The organism is Hallerella sp. (assembly GCF_022776125.1).
In the GTDB taxonomy this organism is placed as follows: domain Bacteria; phylum Fibrobacterota; class Fibrobacteria; order Fibrobacterales; family Fibrobacteraceae; genus Hallerella; species Hallerella succinigenes.
The window spans coordinates 21,675-38,619 of the sequence record NZ_JALFIA010000001.1; the positions used below are offsets into that span (position 1 = coordinate 21,675).

A 16,945-nucleotide genomic window follows, 5' to 3' on the forward strand; every position below is an offset into this window, starting at 1 on the left:
TATGTTCCGCGATTACTTGGCAAAATCCCACGCGAATCCGTGGACGGTAAAAGACTCTATCATTGCAGGATCGCCTGTCGCGGCGGTCATGGGCATTGTCAACGTAACACCGGACAGTTTTTTTGACGGCGGAAAGCACAACACGCTCGACGCCGCTTACGAACACGCCTTAAAGCTCCTCGACGAAGGCGCCGAAATCTTGGACATCGGAGGCGAAAGTTCTCGCCCCGGAGCCGCTGCGGTTTCAGCTGAAGAAGAAATCGACCGCGTCGTTCCACTGGTGAAAAAACTCGTTCCGCTCCTTTCCACCCGAAAATTCTGGATTTCGATCGACACGATTAAATCCGAAGTCGCCTTGGAAAGCATGAAGGCAGGTGCGCACATCATCAACGACATCAGCGCCCTTTCGCACGATCCAAACATGGCAAAGACCATTGCGGATACCGAAGCCGCAAGCGTGCTCAACCACATGCGCGGCAACTTTGGAACGATGCAGCAGGACTATGCTCCGTATCAGGATGTTGTCGCCGACGTGGAACGTGAACTTCTTTTTGCCGCTCAGAAATTAATCGACCTGGGCGTCGATGAAAAAACAATCTGCCTCGATCCGGGCATCGGTTTTGGAAAAGACCTGCAGAACAATCTCGATTTGATCGCAGGCGTGGAAACGTTTGTACAAACGGGCTTCCCCGTTCTCTACGGGATGTCCCGCAAATCCTATATCGGAAAAATCTCGGGGCTTGAAAAAAGCGACCGTCTGATTCCGACAGTCATCTCTGGAATTTTCACGGCCCTGAGCGGTGCCACGGTTATCCGCGTTCACGATGTCAAGGAAGCTGTGGAATCCCTTCAACTCTTAAAGGCATTCCGCAAATGAATCTGTTTAAGCTGTTTGGAGTCATCGATGTCCGTTTTGCCGACATTCTCGACATTTTCCTTGTGTCGATTGTCGCCTATTACGTGTTTTTGCTCTTCCGCGGAACACGCGCCGTGCAGATGTTTGTCGGCGGTGGCCTGCTGCTGATCGGCTGGATCCTTGCGCAGTGGTGGGATCTGCATACGGTCGTTTGGCTGTTGAGCAATCTTGCAACCCTCGGCATTATCGCGATCGTGATTCTTTTCCAGCCGGAAATCCGCGGAGCCTTGACGCGTATCGGTCAATCGGTGGGAAAGATGAACCTGAAGAATCTTTTCTTTCACCAGAGCGGTCTTGAACTGATCGCAGAAGAAATCGGCGCGGCTGTGCAGGACTTGGCGAAGAACCAATTCGGTGCGCTGATCGTTTTGGAAAACCGTGTGGGTCTTCGCAATTATGCGGATACCGGTGAACTTTTGAACGCCCGCATCAGTTCGCGCCTTTTGCGTGCGCTGTTCTTTCCGAATTCCGCTTTGCACGATGGCGCCGTGATTTTGAACAGCCATAGCATTGTGGCGGCAGGTTGTATTCTTCCGCTCCCGGCGATTACCTCGGAGCAGGATTCCGGCTACGGCATGCGTCACCGCGCAGCAAAAGCCCTTGCCGCCGAATGCGACGCCATGGTGATTGTCGTTTCCGAAGAAACCGGTTACATCTCGATTGCATATCGAGCTTCCCTTCGCCGAAAGCTCAGCGTCAAGGAAGTCGAAGAAGAAATCAAGCGCCATTGGCACGACCTTTTTGAAGGCGATTCCAGTAAAAAGTAAGTGAGACATCATGACCGAAAACGAAAAGAAAGTATCCGATCGCATCCGTCAAAGAAAACGCCGATACCATTTGACCATCTTGATTTTGATGGTTCTGCTTTTGTTAACGCTCTTTGTGGTGCAGTGCGAGCTTTCCAAAATGCAATCCGACATGCTCGCCGAACGAGAAGCCATGCTCGACAGCATCTCGACTTATGACAATCTCCGTTTGGACAGCTTAAAGCGTTACAACGACAGCCTTGAAGCAGCCCGTGCAGACAGCATCGCGCGTTACAACGATAGCCTTGCAATCCAACAGCCCAAGGAACTTTCACCAGAAGAAAAAGCGCACCAGGACAGCATCGCCAAGCGTCGCAAAGAAATCCGCGACAGCCTCGAACGCGAAAAGAAGGCATTGGAAGACAGCCTCAAGCAGGCACGTGCAGCCGTTGCCGATAGCATAGCCCGTGCAGACAGCATCCGCAAAGCCGACAGCATCGCCTACGCGAACCGCGACTCGATTCCGCCAGAAGCGACGATCGTCCCGCCGGAAGGCCGTTACTACGACCCGATTCAGCTGAAGGTCAAGTGCGACGAATACAAGTGCAAAACCTATTACTCGATCGGCGACACGAACCACATCCAGGAACTCACGAAGGCTGTGGAATACAACAAAACGGGTGACGTCTATTATCTTGCAGAAGACTCTGCAGGCAACCGAACCGCATGGCAAAAAGTCCATTACGATATGGCAAGCGATAACGTCTGCGGCAAGAACGCCTATCCAGTTCCCGTCAACGGCAAGACCGTTTGCGTGGACGCTTATGAATATCCGAACCAACCTGACGCTGTTGTTAAAGACATGGTTTCCCATGAACAGGCAAAGACCCTTTGCGCAAATGCCGGAAAGCGCCTTTGTCAATTCGACGAATGGTCTGCCGCCTGCAAGGGCAAGGACAATTTACGCTACTCTTACGGATCTTCTTACAAGCCTGCCAAGTGCAATACGAATTCTTCCAAGGCTCGCCGAGCCGGTCGCAAGGAACAATGCCGCAGCTGGTACGGCATGTACGACATGAACGGAAACCTCTGGGAATGGACAGATTCTCCGGCCGAAGGGGCAGCAAACCGTTACCTCGTCGCCGGTGGCGCTTGGGATACGCAGAATCAGAGTAAGTGCACAGATACCAAGTACAGCTTCTATCCGCAGAACCAGTACAACTTCGTCGGATTCCGTTGCTGCGCCGACGCAAAGCCGTAATTAGGGTTCACCGAGAAACTCTACATGCAAGTGTTCATTTGAACGACCCACATCTTCCCACAAGACGAAAAAGCGCTTCTCCAGCGCTTTTTTGATAGCGGAAACCAATCCCGAACGTTTGTGCTTGGGAACATCGGAAATGCGAAAATCCAGAGCGAGATTCAGATAATGCTTGGAAAATCGGGCGTGCCAGCTGAAATCGTTCGCACTGGTGATCGTAGGTCGGTAATGATCTCCCATCACCTTATGAAATTCCGCCACGACAATTAATCCAGCGGTGTCCATCACCGATTCGAGCTTTCCAGTATAAACCCCAGGTTTCTGATTCGTCCGTTGGATGAGCAGACGGTGAACATCTTTCGGCCCCCATTCCGCACAAGCAAAAGTGCAAAGAGAGAGCAGAAAGAGAAGAGTCTTTCGCATACACGCAAAAGATAATTTTTTTTGCACGACTTTTTATTATTTTAAAGAAAGTCATGGAGAACCTTATGAAAAAACTTTTTTGGATTGGCGCCCTTGCGGCTCTTGCAACTCTCTCTTCCTGCTCCAAAGAAAAGCCGGTTTTTACCGGACATTGGCAGGGCGAAGACGATATGATTTTTGAAGTTTTCCAAACGAAGGCTGGCGAAAACAATTATACGATCCGCAACATCAACGGCGATCTCTTTGCAAGCATCGAAGGCGATTCCGTTCTCACGGGCAAGAATTCCCTCGACATGCCTTTCTATATGCGCGTCAAAGGCGACTCCGCCTTCTACCAGTTCGGTACAATTATTTCTAAGTACAAGAGAATCAACGCGAGCACTTACGAAAGCATTTACAAGAAGCTTCAGCCGGCTGTACCCAATAATTAAAGCATCGAAACCAAAGTTCCTGCAACGACGACCGAAAGCATCAAGTTCAGAAACAGCATCGTTCGACGCAAGATCTTTAAAAAGGATTCCTGAAGCAGGGGTCCTTTTTTTCCTGTATACTCCTTGATGCCGAGCACAACTGTAATCATCCCCGTCACCACGAGCATCAACGCTCCGAGATAATAGCCTTCTAGCCACACGAGAATGCTGATCCACGTCCCGAGAATCATGGCAATGAAGCCGATTGCAATTTCCACAAGGTAACGTTTCTGATGCATAGATCCTCTCTAAAGGGAAAGTAGTGCGACAAGGCTGAACCTAGGAGTTTTACTGACCAACGGTCCATTCAAAGGCCAGCTGAGATTGATATGATTCACGAGACCCGAAACGGATTTCGTCATGACGAATCTGACGCCAAAGCCTGCGATATAAGTCAAGTCTCTCGGTTCAAATTCATGTATGCTAGCGGAAGTTTCCCCCGCTTTAAAGAATACGGCAAAGACAGGCGCGACCGTACCGAGTTCAAAGTGCGGAAAGAAGCGCTCCTCTAGCTGACCGTAGAAACGGGCCTGGCCCGTGTAGAGGTAAGTCGGAAAACCGTAGAATTCCTGCCCCGCTAAACCGCCGAGCGAAAGCTGTCGACCGTAAGCGGCACGCTTGTAAGTATCCATGTACCCGGCGAGCTGCGTCGAAAACCATTCATTCGAACGCCAGATGTATTCGAGCGAAGCGAATTCGTAAATGTCCCTGCGTGTGTCCGAGTTAAAGTAAAAATACGACTTGGCGTTCAACATCAAATGATGCATACGCGATCCCAAAGCGAGATAAATCTTATAATCTAAACGAGCGTCGTTGTTCATCGCTCCGAACGCTTTCCAGTTCTTGGAAATGCCCACTTTAAGGCTATAACCCTTTTCTATGTCTTCTGTCCACTTCGCATGCTTAAAGTTCGTTAAACGGTCGTAGCGAATGCGCGAAAGGGTGATGTTCAATCCCAAGCGGGAATCGAGCTGTTCCGGAACCCAATCTTCTACAGCCGCGGAATCCAAGGCGTAAACCCGATCGTCGTCTTCATCGATAAAGCGGTATCGCGACACAGACTTGTAAGAGCGTCCCAGGCGATGGTAGTCATAGCTTGCGCCGAGGTAAATTTTAAATTCTTCTCCGCCAAAAGAATGTCCGAGTCGAAACGAAGCAGAATCCTCTTCCATTTCGTTCACACGCAAGACCGCATTGCCGTGCTCGCGGTTATAAATCGGAAGCTGATCCTTGACCGAGTCCGCAACAGACAGAGAAAGTCTTTTCGACGGAAGCTCCCCTGTCCAATAGTACTTCGTATCCTGCTTATCTACAAAGCCCGCAATGGTATAAGCCCATTCATTCTTTTTGCGGGAAAGATACGGGAGGTACATCGTCGCGTAGTGGGTGTAGCCATCCGTATTTTCCGAAATGGAAAATTCAAAACGGTTGTTGCGGAAGAGGAAGTTGCTGTTGTTGTACAGGCCCATGAACTTGTCACGGAACGGGTCGTGCGAATAATAAACACCGATCGTTTGACCGAATCCAAGGAAGTTGTTTTCCCAGATGCCGATGCCGTAACTAAAACCGCCATCATCAGGACGGTCTAAAGAGGCGGCAGGAGACAAAGTCCAGTTATCGCTCGTTTGCACATAAAGAATATTCTTGCCGTCGGGCGTCACCTTGCGATGAATATGCGCATCGGCGATATACGCTTGGCTTCGCAAGTTCTTTTCGCTTTCGATAAGTTCATACAAATTCACCTTGTCGCCCTTGTCAAAGAGCAAGAGCTTTTTCACCACGGACTTGCGCGTTTCAATGTGAATCGTATTTCCGATATCGTAAAGCGTGCGGTCAGCCCACGAGTAAGCCTTGGAATCGTCAAAGGCATCCCCGTTGATGACCACAATGGAATCCACACTAAAATATTTGAGAGAGTCCGCACTCGGACGGGTAAACGCCGGTTCGGGCAAAATATCCGCAACAGCAAATGCGGCAAGAAACAAGACAAAGAAAAGGATCACGGAAGTTCCACCGACATACGGAATTCAGATTTTTTACCAATCGAGCCTCGTTCAGCTGGCGTTGCCAAACGCACCTTCAAATTCTTAGCGGTCACACCGGGCTGTGCGCTCAGCGCCTTCAAAAGCGTTGCGTTGCGTTCTTCGGCAAGGGCGTTCAACTGAGCCATCAAAGCTTCATCACTGGGGCGCTTCCATGTAGCGGCAAACTGTTTAAAACCTTCATCTTCTGCGGATTCAAGTGCGGCCTTCATATCGACCGGGGTCAAACTCGTTTTGCCTGTATGAGACTTGTAATAGGCTATCTTCTGCTGGCCAAGCGCAAAGGCTTCGATCTGTTTCTTCGGATTGTAAACCTGAAGAACCGTCAGCTTGGCTCCCGGCTTTTTCGACAAGACCTTTGTCCATTCCGAAGCTACACCGTACTGTTCACTTGTAAAATCGTCTGCAGCGATGTCAAAGGCAAAATCACTCGGAACGGAAGATCCTAAAAGAAGCTTCGCCGGGGAAAGAGCCACCTTAATCATCAAATTCATCACGGTCTGCCAAATAATTTTACCGTAAGAGAATTCTGGATCCTGCAAGTTCCCCTTCACCGGAACGTCGAACGAAATTTTTCCATCTTTATCCTTCAAAATGTAAAGGCCTATCTTCATCGGAACCATGTATTCCGGCTCTGCATCCGAAGGCTTATCGCCCACCGTCAAATTGTAGATATCGATCATGTTCTTGCTGTCGATATTGTAATTCTGAATGACGTTATCCGACGCAAAGCCAAAGGATCCTGCGGTCAGCGGATAACCTGTATAATGTTCGGAATACTTGGAGAAATCCACCATGTTCACATTCTTCACGGCGATGTTTGCTTTCAAAGAAGTCTGGTCTGCCGGCATGAGCTTTGCCGAAACTTTTGCAGAACCTCCATGCGGAAGGGTGGCGCTTACATTCACGCTCGCCTGCCTGTCGAATGCCACATTCGAAGCGTTCACAGAAATGCCCGAAACCGTGTAGCTAAAGCCTCCCTTGATCGTGTTATCGTTGAACGTAAACTTGGTGTCCGAAACGGAAAGAAGTTTCAGCAGAGCATCGAGCTTTTTCGCCGGAGCATCCGCAGAATCTTCTTTTGCAGAAACGGCGGTCTGAACCGTATCCGGAAGAGCCATCAAAACCGAATCGGCAACGGCGGCAGAATCCTTCGACGGGGTCTTCGCCTTTGCGGAGAGCAGCACTTTGATGTTGTTCGAATTTTGATTCAGGTCAAAGTGGGCGTATGCGCCTTTCACCATGACCGAGTCGATGACAAAACGGTTTTCGTTCAGATTCGCCTCGGCGATTCCCACGCCCATATGCGCAACACCGATCGTCTTGCCTGAATTTTCAGTCAGCACGACATCGTCCACGACGACCGTACCCTTCGCCGTCGAAGCCATTACATTGGAGAGATTGCCTGCAACGGAAATATCCGCACAGACGACACCCGAAAGATCCTTAAAGTTCAAGACACTTTCAAGATAAGGCTTGACCGTTCCGATGGCAAACTGGTTCAGCTTTACGTTCACCGCAAAGTCGCCCTTCTCCATATTCAAGTCTGCATTCACACCGAGCGATCCGCCGCTTACAAATTCCAGGTTCACGCCTGCCGATGTATTCTGATTCGAGAAATAAACTTCAGGAATCTTGACCGAGAAGTCTCGAATCGAAATATTCGAATTCACTTCCTGATCGATAAAGATCACGTCACCCGAAAGGATTGCGATTTTCTGGATCGAAATGCCGAACGGTAGCGCATTCACCTGTTCCGCCACATTCACCTTTGCCGAATCTGCCGCAAGAGTATCCACCGGAACGGCAGGGACAGCCTCTGCCTTCGCAGAATCCGCCGAAGCGGCAAACTTGTTCAAAATATCGGTAAAGTTAAAGATTCCGCCATTTTTCATCACTCTCGCATAAGGAGAATCGATCTTCACTTCCGAAAGACAGATGTCCCCGATCAAGAGGCAAGACGGGTCGATGTTCACATAGAACTGTTTGAAGGCGACGAACTTTGCTGAATCGTCCTTTTCGAAAAGCGTAAAGTCGTCGACGGAAATCGTAAAGCGCAACGGGTTAAAAGAAATGTCCCCGATCTGCAGTCGACGGCCTACGAGTTCCTTGGAGTGGTCCTCTATATAGCCCTTGGCGATCTTGGGAGCGGTAAAACAGGCCGCTATCACTAAAACAACCAGGATCGCAGCCACAATTCCGACGAGACGAAGCGCTTTTTTCATATTTAAAAGGATAGAAAATTATGCTACATTTGAAGTGGGACGACGGATGGCCGCTCTCGTGAAAACGAGGGAGGAAAGTCCGGGCACCGCAAGGCAGGATGCTGGATAACGTCCAGGCGTAGAAATACGACGGATAGCGCAGCAGAAAACATACCGCCTCGCAAGAGGTAAGGGTGAAAAGGCGAGGTAAGAGCTCACCGCGTTTCTGGTGACAGGAACGGCACGGCAAGCCCCATCCGGTGCAAGACCAAGCAGAGTTCCGTACTCTTCGGAGTGCCTGGGTAGCCTTTTCCAGCTGGAATTCGGGTAGGTTGCTTGAGGCCGCTAGTAATAGCGGATCCAGATAGATGGTCATCGCCGACCTTTGGCCGGCACAAAACCCGGCTTATAGTCGTCCCTTTTATGAGAGCCTCTTCGAAATGGAGAGGCTCTCGCCTTAAAAAAAGCTATCGTTGCGCCCGAACCCAAACAAGACACGGTCGAAACAAAATGAAACGCTTATTTGTGATCGCCACAGGCAATCCGGGCAAGATCCGCGACTTCGCCTTCATTCTCGGAACGGAACACAACGAGTTCAAAACCTTAAAAGATATCGGTTTTGACGGAGAGATCGACGAGAACGGAGATTCCTTTGCCGCAAACGCGATTATCAAATCCAATACCACAGCCGAATGGCTCGCGAAAAAAGGGATCGAAGCGACCGTCCTCGCCGACGATTCCGGCTTAGAAGTCTTTGCCCTGAACGGAGAACCGGGCATCTACAGCGCTCGCTACTGCGGTCACCATGATGACGACGCAGCGAACAACGTCAAGCTTATGAAAAAGCTCGAAGGCGTAACCGACCGCAGCGCCCGTTACTTCTGCGTCCTTTCGTACCAGACCGTTTCGCAAAATGCAGATGGAAAATTCGAAATTTCCAAACCTAAAATCTATGAAGGCGAATGCCGTGGACAAATCAACTTCGCCCCGATCGGCGATAAGGGTTTCGGATACGATCCGCTCTTTGTTCCAAATGGAGAAACCCGTACATTCGCCCAGATGGAACTCGCAGAAAAAAAGCCCATCAGCCACCGCGGAAATGCGATTCGAGCCTTGCAGGCGGATTTAACTTAATCGCCCACCGTTCGCCCACCCCATTCTTCGGAGTGGGCTTTTTCATGCGCAATCGTCTTGTCGAAATCGGCTAGAGGAGAACAGTTCCTTTCCACAGCGAGCTGTGTTTGATACAAACGGTTCAAACATTCCATTTTATCGCGGTCGCCCAACTTTGCCTTTTCAATGGAATCCCCGAGAACGCGGATCGATTCGTCGTAAACCCGGGTCGGTACGGGGAACGGATGACCGTCTTTTCCGCCGTGCGCAAAGGAGAACCTGGCCGGGTCATGAAAGCGGGAAGGAGTGCCGTTGATTACTTCGCTCACAAGCGTCAGCGACTGTAAGGTACGCGGTCCAAGACCCGGCGTGAGCAGTAAACTTTCAAAGTCCTTCGGTTCAGATTCGTAAGCAGTCGCAAGGACACCGCCCAAGCGTTTTAAGTCCACATCTTCCGGGCGAACCTCATGGTGTGCAGGCATTCGGCAGTCACGGTTCGTGCTCACGATAATCGGATCGGGTGTAGGTAAGAACAGGTCGGTCTGAGCCGGAACGATGATGGATGCGTTCGGCTGTACAATCTGCACTATTTCGCGCATCATACGCCCGGGATCTTCGTGGGAAAAATCTAAAATCGAAGACCGGGTGCGCCGAGCCTTCTCTGCCGTCAAATTCAAAATTTGTCCGCGATTTTCGCCAATCACGGCGGTATGCGGATCCTCTACAAAGGATCTTAAATTTGAAGAACACCAGTGGTAACGTCTGGCAGATTTCGCTCCGGAGTTCATGCCCTGCTGCACTACCGCCCAGTCTCCTTCATCGGTTACGATGAAGTGATGCTGGTAAAGTTGAAAGCCGTCCTGGACGGCGGTATTGTCCACTTTGGCACAAAGTTTACTCGTGCGTTCCAAAGCGTACCCGTCTAGGCCTGTGGCGTTTGCGACTTCCCAAAGTTCTTGCGGCGTTTCCCGAGAATACTTGCCACGGCCACCGCAAACGCGAATACCGAGTTCCTTTGCTATCGGATTCAAGCCTCTCTTGAGCGCATACATCACACTTGTCGTAATTCCCGACGAATGCCAGTCCATGCCAAGGACAGCGCCAAACGACTGAAACCACAGCGGATCGCTTAAGCGTACCAAGAATTCTTTTTTCCCGTAATTTTCAACGATTGATTCTGCGATCAACCGCCCCATGTCACGCATGCGATCGGCAAGCCACCGGGGAACTGTCCCCGAATGCAAAGGCAAATCCGCAACACCCGTTCTTCTCGGCATCTTTCTACTTCAAAAAGAAATGGACCAGTTTCTTTTTCGCATCCGTAAACGGCGGATAGCGGAAATCCAAATCCAGCCAGGTCCCCCGTTCTAGAACACTTTCCTCGTGCGAAAAGGTTTTAAATCCCGCTTCCCCATGGTAACGCCCCATTCCACTGTTCCCGACTCCGCCAAAAGGAAGTTCCGGAGAACCGATTTGCATCAGCGTATCGTTCACGCACATACCGCCAAAGTGCAATTCCCGTTGAATGTTTTGAACGCGCTTTTTATTCGACGTGAAAACGTAAAACGCCAGCGGATGCGGAAGCGTTTGGAGTTTCGCAAGCATTTCCGCTTCGGATTCAAAAGAAAGGATCGGGAGTATCGGACCAAAAATTTCCTGTTGCATCACCGGAGAATCCCAGGCGACATCCGAAAGAAGGGTCGGGGCGAACTTTTTACCGGAAGCTTTTCCGCCGAGGAGCACCTTTTCATTCTGCACTAAATTTTGCAAACGCTGTAAATGCGGAAAGTCGATTATATTGGCAAGCGTTTCCGTGTTCGCGCCTTGCGGGGCAAACGCTTTGAAGGCTTTCACGAGCAGAGCTTCCAACTTTTGCTTCACCGATTTTTGCACATAAAGAAAATCCGGAGCAATGCAGGTTTGCCCTGCATTCGTGAGTTTTCCAAAAGTAATTCTTTGAGCGGCGAGTTCAAGATTTGCCGATTCATCGACAACGCAAGGACTTTTGCCACCCAGTTCCAACACGACCGGAGTCAAATTCCGAGAAGCGAGTTCCATCACGTGGCGTCCCACATTTGGACTTCCCGTAAAGAAAATCAACCGGAAAGGTTCCGACAAAAGCGTATCGGCTAGCGCATGATTTCCCAAAGCAACTTGCACATCCCCGTTCGGAAACACTTCTTCCGCAAGCTTCAAAAGCAAATTCGACACATGAGGCGTTTTAAGAGAAGGTTTTACGACCGCCGAATTCCCTGCCGAAATCGCCGATATCAAAGGTTCCACAGCGAGTAAAAATGGATAATTCCACGGCGAAAGAATGAGCACCGGACCGTAAGGCCTATAAAGCTTGTAACTCTTCGCCGGAAAAAGCGAAAGCGGCGTTTTCACAGGCTGTTGTCGAACCCACTTTTTCAAATGTTTTTTCACATAGGAAATTTCCGAAAGGGCTATCCCTATTTCCGTCATGAACGCTTCGTGATTCGACTTTGCAAGATCGGCAAAAAGAGCTTTTTCTATTTCCGATTCCTGTTCTTGAATCCAAGCGTAAAGCGCTTTCAAATTCTGAATGCGATATTCGACATCGAGAAGTTTTCCCGATTCAAAAACCGCCAAAGCCTTTTCCAAAAAAGGAGTCATTTTTAACGCCGGCGAATGGTAAGAATAAAGGAGCCATGGGCGTTCGAGAGCATTTCAACCGTATCGCCGTCCGCGAGTTTATCAAAGAAGATTCGAACAAATTTTCCCTGATCCGGCGAAGCGAGAATCAAAGCGATTTCCCTGTCCGAAATTTGAGAATGTTCCGTCCAATCCGAGTTGTACCAATGCCAAATCTGCCAGTTGAAAAGTCCACGAGTGCTCGCGATAAACGCTTGAATCATCAGGGAATATTCGTAGGCGTAAAAAGCGCGGCGACTCTGGATTTCCGCCTGCTTCTGATGTTCCGGAAGAGTTGTAAAATTATAGACCGTCGACAGCGCCTGGTTGTCGGGTTTCAAGTACGAAAATTGAATTTCGTTGTCGCGGACGGTCACCTGTAAATTCGTATCGTCCAGGTGGACGAAATGCCCGCGGATCGTTTCGCGGTAATCGCGGAATACCTTCTTCGGGTCAAGCGGTTCGGAGATTTCGAGCGGAACCTTTTTCGTGGTGAACTTTGCCACGTCGTAGAACGTCAGAGATTCGCCTTCGCTTTTTTTGCGGAGCACAGCGAATTTGGAATTGCCCGGAACGTTCAGGTACCAGCCGTGTTCCACATCGGCACGGATATTTCCCTTCTTGTCGGCCACCAAGGCCTGAATTTCGGGGTCGAGAATTCCGTCCGTATCCCATTCCATCCAGGTCGCGCCTTTTCCAATGGAGTCGAGTTTTCCAAACAGCGCCTCCGACGAAAAAGCTTTCGAAGAGGCAAATTCCACCGGTTTAGCTGCCCAAGCAGGAACGAGAACGGCAACAGCCAAAATCCTAAAAGAAAGCAAAATGTTTTTACGGAAATTCATCTTGCATAAAATAGAAAAGGAAATCTCGAAATGTTATTTTTTGAGCATGGCACAAGAAAATTCCGCAGATTTTTCCCGGTATCGTGAACTTCAAAAACAATTAAAAGAAGCGAGCGACGCCTATTACAAAAACGGTTACTCCCCGATGAGCGACCAGGACTTCGACTTTGGCATCAAAGAGCTCGAAGCTTTGGAAATTGCCCACCCGGAATGGAAAAATCCGGATTCGCTCACAAGCAAAGTCGGCAGCGACCTTCTCAACGACTTCGCCAAAGTCACCCATGCAATTCCCATGCTCTCGATTTCGAACGCCTACAGCAAGGAAGAAGTCGCAGACTTCGTCCGCCAGGCGATGGACCGTGTTCCAAGCGCAAAGGAATGGGTGTGTGAACGAAAAATCGATGGCATCAGCATGGCCCTGACCTATCGAAACGGCATTCTTGTCCGCGCAGCGACCCGTGGAAACGGTGCTATCGGCGATGACGTGACCGCAAACGTCAAAACCATTGAAGATGTACCGCATAAGCTCTTAGGCGCGCCCGATGGAGACTTGGAAGTCCGCGGCGAAGTCTACATGGAATTCAAGACTTTCGAATTTTTGAACGACGAACTCGAATCCCGCGGTCAGAAAGGCTTCCAAAACCCGCGCAACACCGCATCAGGAACCCTCAAGCTCAAAGACCCCAAGGAATGCGCCAAGCGCAAGCTCCGCTTTATCGCTTACCACATTCCCGAAAGCGTCGGCAACAAAAAGCACTCCGACAACTTAAAGCTTCTCGAATACTACGGCTTCCACACGAACGATTTTTGGATCGCTCACAGCGTCGAAGAAATCATGCAGATTTCAGACCAGATTCTCGCCGGCAGAGATTCTCTCGCCTACCCGATCGACGGCATGGTCATTAAACAGAACGACCTCGATCTGCAGCAGGAACTCGGTTCCACCGCCAAAAGTCCGCGTTGGGCGCTCGCTTACAAATTCAAAGCGGAACGCGCTTACACGCCTGTCCGTTCAATTGATTTCCAGGTCGGTCGCACGGGACGCATCACGCCGGTCGCAAATTTTGACCCGGTCTGGCTCGCCGGTACAACGGTCAAACGTGCGACTCTCCACAACTTTGATGAAATCGAACGTTTGGGCATCCGTGTCGGCGATACCGTCGGCGTTGAAAAGGGCGGCGATATCATTCCGAAAATCATTGAAGTGGATCTTTCCAAACGCCCTGAAGGCACTAGTCCGATCGAGCCGCCCGAGTGCTGCCCGGTCTGCGGAATGCCCATTGCAAAGAAAGAAGGCCTTGTAGATTTGCATTGTGAAAATCTGCACTGTCCCGCGACTAAACAATGTCTTTTTGAACACTTCGTTTCCCGCGAAGCGATGAATATCGAAAATCTCGGACCAGCCCTCATCGCAGAACTCATCGAAGCGAAAAAGATTTCCCAGATTTCCGATCTTTACAGACTTCAAAAAGAGGACCTTGTCAGCCTTGAACGCGTCGGTGAAAAGAGCGCACAGAACGTAATCGACGCTATCCAAAAGAGCAAATCCCTAAGCCTTGAAAACTTCCTCTTTGGCATCGGAATCCGCTTTGTAGGTCGCACCAAGGCTCGCATTTTCGCCCGCCGCTTCCGCACCCTCGAAAAGCTCGAAGCAGCAACTCTCGAAGAGCTCACCGACATTCCGGACATCGGCGCCCGCATCGCTCAAAGCGTTTATGACTTTTTCCGCGACCCGAATTTTAAAGCGGAAATCGACGCCCTTGTCTCCCTTGGACTTCCCACAGAATTCAAAGGCGAAGTCAAGGACCATTTCGCCGGTCAAACCGCCGTTCTCACGGGAACGCTTCCAACTCTCGACCGGAGCACCGCCCGCAAAATGATCGAAGACAATGGCGGAAAGGTCTCCGGCTCGGTCAGCAAAAAAACAACCTGGGTGCTCGCCGGCGAAGAAGCGGGCTCCAAGCTCACCAAAGCGCAGGAACTCGGCATCCCTATCCACGACGAAGCCTGGCTCTTACAAGAATTATCTAATTTGGAAGCATGATGAAAAGATCCTTTGTTCCTGCTGATTTTAAGGCAGATAATACCAAGCAAGTTACCGAATATTACGAAAAGCTTCTGATCGAAAAGATCCCGGAAAATGCAGAAGCGCTTCGCGCCTGGCTTCTCAAGTGGAACGAACTCACCACGGTTCTTTCCGAAGTCAGCTGCCGTCGCTATGTGGACATGACGTCCCATACGCAAGACGAAGCCATCGCCAAAGCCTACATGGACTTTGTCGAAAACATCGACCCGATCTGTGAAGATTACAACAACAAACTCGAACGCAAACTGATCGAACATCCAAGCGTCCCAGAACTCGAACACGAATTCGGCGTGTACCTGCGTGATGTGCGCACGAGCCTCGAACTTTTCCGCAAAGAGAACATTCCTCTTTCGACAAAAGAAACGACCGCGATCCAGGACTACCAAAAGATCACGAGCACGATGAGCGTCGAACACAACGGTGAAACCAAAACGCTCCAGCAGATGGCAACGTTCCTCACTTCCACAGACCGCGTTGTCCGTGAAGACGCATGGAAAAAAATCGCCCGCCGTCGTCTGCAAGACAAGGAACGCTTGGATGAAGCCTTCGACAACCTCTTCAAGCTCCGCATCCAAATTGCCAAGAACTCGGGATACGAAGATTACCTCGATTACATTTTCAAGGCAAAGTCCCGCTTCGACTATTCTCCAGCAGACTGCAGCACCTTCCACGAAAGCATCGAAAAGATCATCCTTCCGTACCTCAAGGACATTTACAAGTCCAAGGCTCAAAAGATGAATCTTCAAAAGCTTCGTCCATGGGATACCAAGGTCGACGCGCTTTCTCGCCCGCCGCTCAAACCTTTCAAGACAGGTGCCGAACTCATCGAAAAAGTCGGTCAGATTTTTGACAAACTTTCCCCGAAAACTTCCGCCTGGTTCCGCACCATGCAACGCGAACACCTGATCGATCCGGACTGCCGTATGGGCAAGGCTCCGGGCGGATACCAGATCGGCTTTGAAGAAAGCGAACGTCCGTTCATCTTTATGAATGCAGCCGGAACGGATGGAGATATTTACACACTGCTCCACGAAAGTGGTCACTCATTCCAACAGTTTGGCGTTTCGGGCCTTCCGCTTACCGCTTACCACAATGTGCCTTCGGAATTCGCCGAAGTCTCAAGCATGAGCATGGAACTCATCGGTTCCACAGATCTTTCCCCATTCTATCCGAACCCCGAAGACGCAAACCGCAGCCGTGCCGATGAACTCGAAGAAATCATCTGGCTCTTCCCGTGGGTCGCTTCGATCGATTCCTTCCAGCATTTGATGTATTCCCACCCGAACCACACCGCCGCAGACCGAAAGGAAATGTGGCTCTCGGTGATGGACCGTTACGAAGCAGGAGTGGATTACACAGGTCTCGACGACGAACGCGCCTATCTGTGGCAAAAGCAGTTGCACATCTTCGAAGTCCCGTTCTACTATATCGAATACGGAATAGCCCAGCTCGGTGCCCTACAGGTCTGGGAAAACTTCAAGAAGAACCCGCAGAAGGGTCTTGAAGACCTTTTTGCGGCAGAAGCTCTCGGTGCAAGCCGTCCGCTCCCGGAACTTTTTGCAAAGGCGAATATCCGTTTTGACTTCTCTGCAGCAACGATTGAACCGCTGATTCGCGATCTTTCCGACGAACTACACCGTTTGGAACACTGATTTCACTTTTTTTGGGATTTTTCAAAAAAAATTCACTTTTTTGGGCATTTCGTCTTGACGAAGCGCCCATTTTAGTTATATTTGGCACGCATCCTTTGGAGGGATGGCCGAGTGGTTGAAGGCGCACGCTTGGAAAGCGTGTTTACTTAATTGTAACGAGGGTTCGAATCCCTCTCCCTCTTCTAAAAACCTAACAAGGTGGCTTATGTCTAATCATCGCGTTTACCTTGACGATATCTACGCTAGCGAAGCTTGCAAAGGCTCCACGTTTCGTGCTGTTGTCATGATGGCTCATGAAGCACGCTTCATCAACGAACAGGCCAGATCTGGCTATTTGACGCTTGAAATGAAGCCGACGACGATTGCAATGGACAAATTCAAGGACAATAAGCTTACGATCCTTTCCAAGGAAGAAGCTGAAGCCCGCGAAAATGCTAAGGTTGCCGAAATTCAGCAGGCAAATGCAAAAGCTCCGGTTCAAGACAGCGCAAGCACTCTTGATGCAGCGAACGACGCTTTCGGCATCTAATCCTGT

General features: G+C 50.1%; 15 protein-coding genes, 1 tRNA gene and 1 other RNA gene. 10 read left to right on the forward strand and 7 right to left on the reverse strand.

The window, feature by feature from the left end; genetic code table 11:
* Position 1: 1 nt before the first annotated feature.
* The 3 genes from folP to MR847_RS00110 are packed head-to-tail and all read left to right on the forward strand — an operon-like array spanning position 2 to position 2,923.
* Entirely contained in the window at positions 2-877 is an 876-nt protein-coding gene (gene folP / locus MR847_RS00100) for a dihydropteroate synthase (RefSeq protein WP_106519468.1), read from the forward strand.
* Positions 874-1,683, forward strand: a complete 810-nt coding sequence (gene cdaA / locus MR847_RS00105) for a diadenylate cyclase CdaA (RefSeq protein ID WP_100426498.1) — start codon at positions 874-876, stop codon at positions 1,681-1,683. Before folP ends, cdaA begins: the two co-directional genes overlap by 4 nt.
* 10 nt (positions 1,684-1,693) lie before the next feature.
* Positions 1,694-2,923 (forward strand): formylglycine-generating enzyme family protein, encoded by a 1,230-nt coding sequence (locus MR847_RS00110; RefSeq protein WP_106519467.1) that lies wholly within the window; start codon positions 1,694-1,696, stop codon positions 2,921-2,923.
* Here the strand turns inward: MR847_RS00110 and MR847_RS00115 are convergent, their stop codons facing one another.
* Positions 2,924-3,346 (reverse strand): hypothetical protein, encoded by a 423-nt coding sequence (locus MR847_RS00115; protein WP_100426496.1) that lies wholly within the window; start codon positions 3,344-3,346, stop codon positions 2,924-2,926. It abuts the gene before it with no gap.
* Positions 3,347-3,411: 65 nt separating this feature from the next.
* Here MR847_RS00115 and MR847_RS00120 point away from each other — a divergent pair, with 65 nt between their 5' ends.
* Complete coding sequence (locus MR847_RS00120; RefSeq protein WP_100426495.1) at positions 3,412-3,777, forward strand: ricin-type beta-trefoil lectin domain protein; 366 nt, start codon at positions 3,412-3,414, stop codon at positions 3,775-3,777.
* Here the strand turns inward: MR847_RS00120 and MR847_RS00125 are convergent.
* From MR847_RS00125 to MR847_RS00135, 3 genes are read right to left on the reverse strand one after another with little or no spacing between them, the layout of a single operon-like run.
* Positions 3,774-4,055, reverse strand: a complete 282-nt coding sequence (locus MR847_RS00125; protein ID WP_100426494.1) for a hypothetical protein — start codon at positions 4,053-4,055, stop codon at positions 3,774-3,776. The genes MR847_RS00120 and MR847_RS00125 overlap by 4 nt on opposite strands.
* Before the next feature lie 9 nt (positions 4,056-4,064).
* On the reverse strand, positions 4,065-5,819 hold the full coding sequence (locus MR847_RS00130; protein ID WP_287722492.1) for a BamA/TamA family outer membrane protein: 1,755 nt from the start codon (positions 5,817-5,819) through the stop codon (positions 4,065-4,067).
* Positions 5,816-8,083, reverse strand: a complete 2,268-nt coding sequence (locus MR847_RS00135; RefSeq protein ID WP_287722494.1) for a DUF748 domain-containing protein — start codon at positions 8,081-8,083, stop codon at positions 5,816-5,818. The genes MR847_RS00130 and MR847_RS00135 overlap by 4 nt, the downstream gene beginning before the upstream one ends.
* Positions 8,084-8,117: 34 nt before the next feature.
* Between MR847_RS00135 and rnpB the strand changes: the two genes are divergently transcribed.
* Positions 8,118-8,487: RNase P RNA component class A (rnpB, locus tag MR847_RS00140), an RNA gene on the forward strand.
* 85 nt (positions 8,488-8,572) lie between these two features.
* Positions 8,573-9,196 (forward strand): RdgB/HAM1 family non-canonical purine NTP pyrophosphatase, encoded by a 624-nt coding sequence (gene rdgB, locus MR847_RS00145; RefSeq protein WP_287722496.1) that lies wholly within the window; start codon positions 8,573-8,575, stop codon positions 9,194-9,196.
* Here the strand turns inward: rdgB and MR847_RS00150 are convergent.
* The 3 genes from MR847_RS00150 to MR847_RS00160 are packed head-to-tail and all read right to left on the reverse strand — an operon-like array spanning position 9,193 to position 12,672.
* Entirely contained in the window at positions 9,193-10,452 is a 1,260-nt protein-coding gene (locus MR847_RS00150) for a DUF763 domain-containing protein (protein ID WP_106519462.1), read from the reverse strand. The two genes, rdgB and MR847_RS00150, sit on opposite strands and share 4 nt — an antisense overlap.
* Positions 10,453-10,456: 4 nt before the next feature.
* Positions 10,457-11,812 (reverse strand): aldehyde dehydrogenase family protein, encoded by a 1,356-nt coding sequence (locus tag MR847_RS00155; protein WP_287722498.1) that lies wholly within the window; start codon positions 11,810-11,812, stop codon positions 10,457-10,459.
* Between the two features lie 2 nt (positions 11,813-11,814).
* Positions 11,815-12,672, reverse strand: coding sequence for a hypothetical protein (locus MR847_RS00160; protein ID WP_287722499.1), 858 nt, complete (start codon positions 12,670-12,672; stop codon positions 11,815-11,817).
* Positions 12,673-12,718: 46 nt separating this feature from the next.
* Here MR847_RS00160 and ligA point away from each other — a divergent pair, with 46 nt between their 5' ends.
* From ligA to MR847_RS00180, 4 genes are all read left to right on the forward strand, one after another.
* Positions 12,719-14,716 carry an NAD-dependent DNA ligase LigA gene (gene ligA / locus MR847_RS00165; protein WP_287722500.1) on the forward strand — a complete coding sequence of 666 codons (1,998 nt, stop codon included), beginning with the start codon at positions 12,719-12,721 and terminating at the stop codon, positions 14,714-14,716.
* Complete coding sequence (locus tag MR847_RS00170) at positions 14,713-16,410, forward strand: M3 family oligoendopeptidase (protein ID WP_287722502.1); 1,698 nt, start codon at positions 14,713-14,715, stop codon at positions 16,408-16,410. The genes ligA and MR847_RS00170 overlap by 4 nt, the downstream gene beginning before the upstream one ends.
* A gap of 97 nt (positions 16,411-16,507) precedes the next feature.
* Positions 16,508-16,592: transfer RNA gene (locus MR847_RS00175), tRNA-Ser, on the forward strand.
* Positions 16,593-16,615: 23 nt separating this feature from the next.
* The gene (locus MR847_RS00180; RefSeq protein ID WP_287722503.1) at positions 16,616-16,939 is read left to right on the forward strand and encodes a hypothetical protein; all 324 of its coding nucleotides are present in this window, start codon (positions 16,616-16,618) and stop codon (positions 16,937-16,939) included.
* The last annotated feature ends 6 nt before the right edge of the window (positions 16,940-16,945 follow it).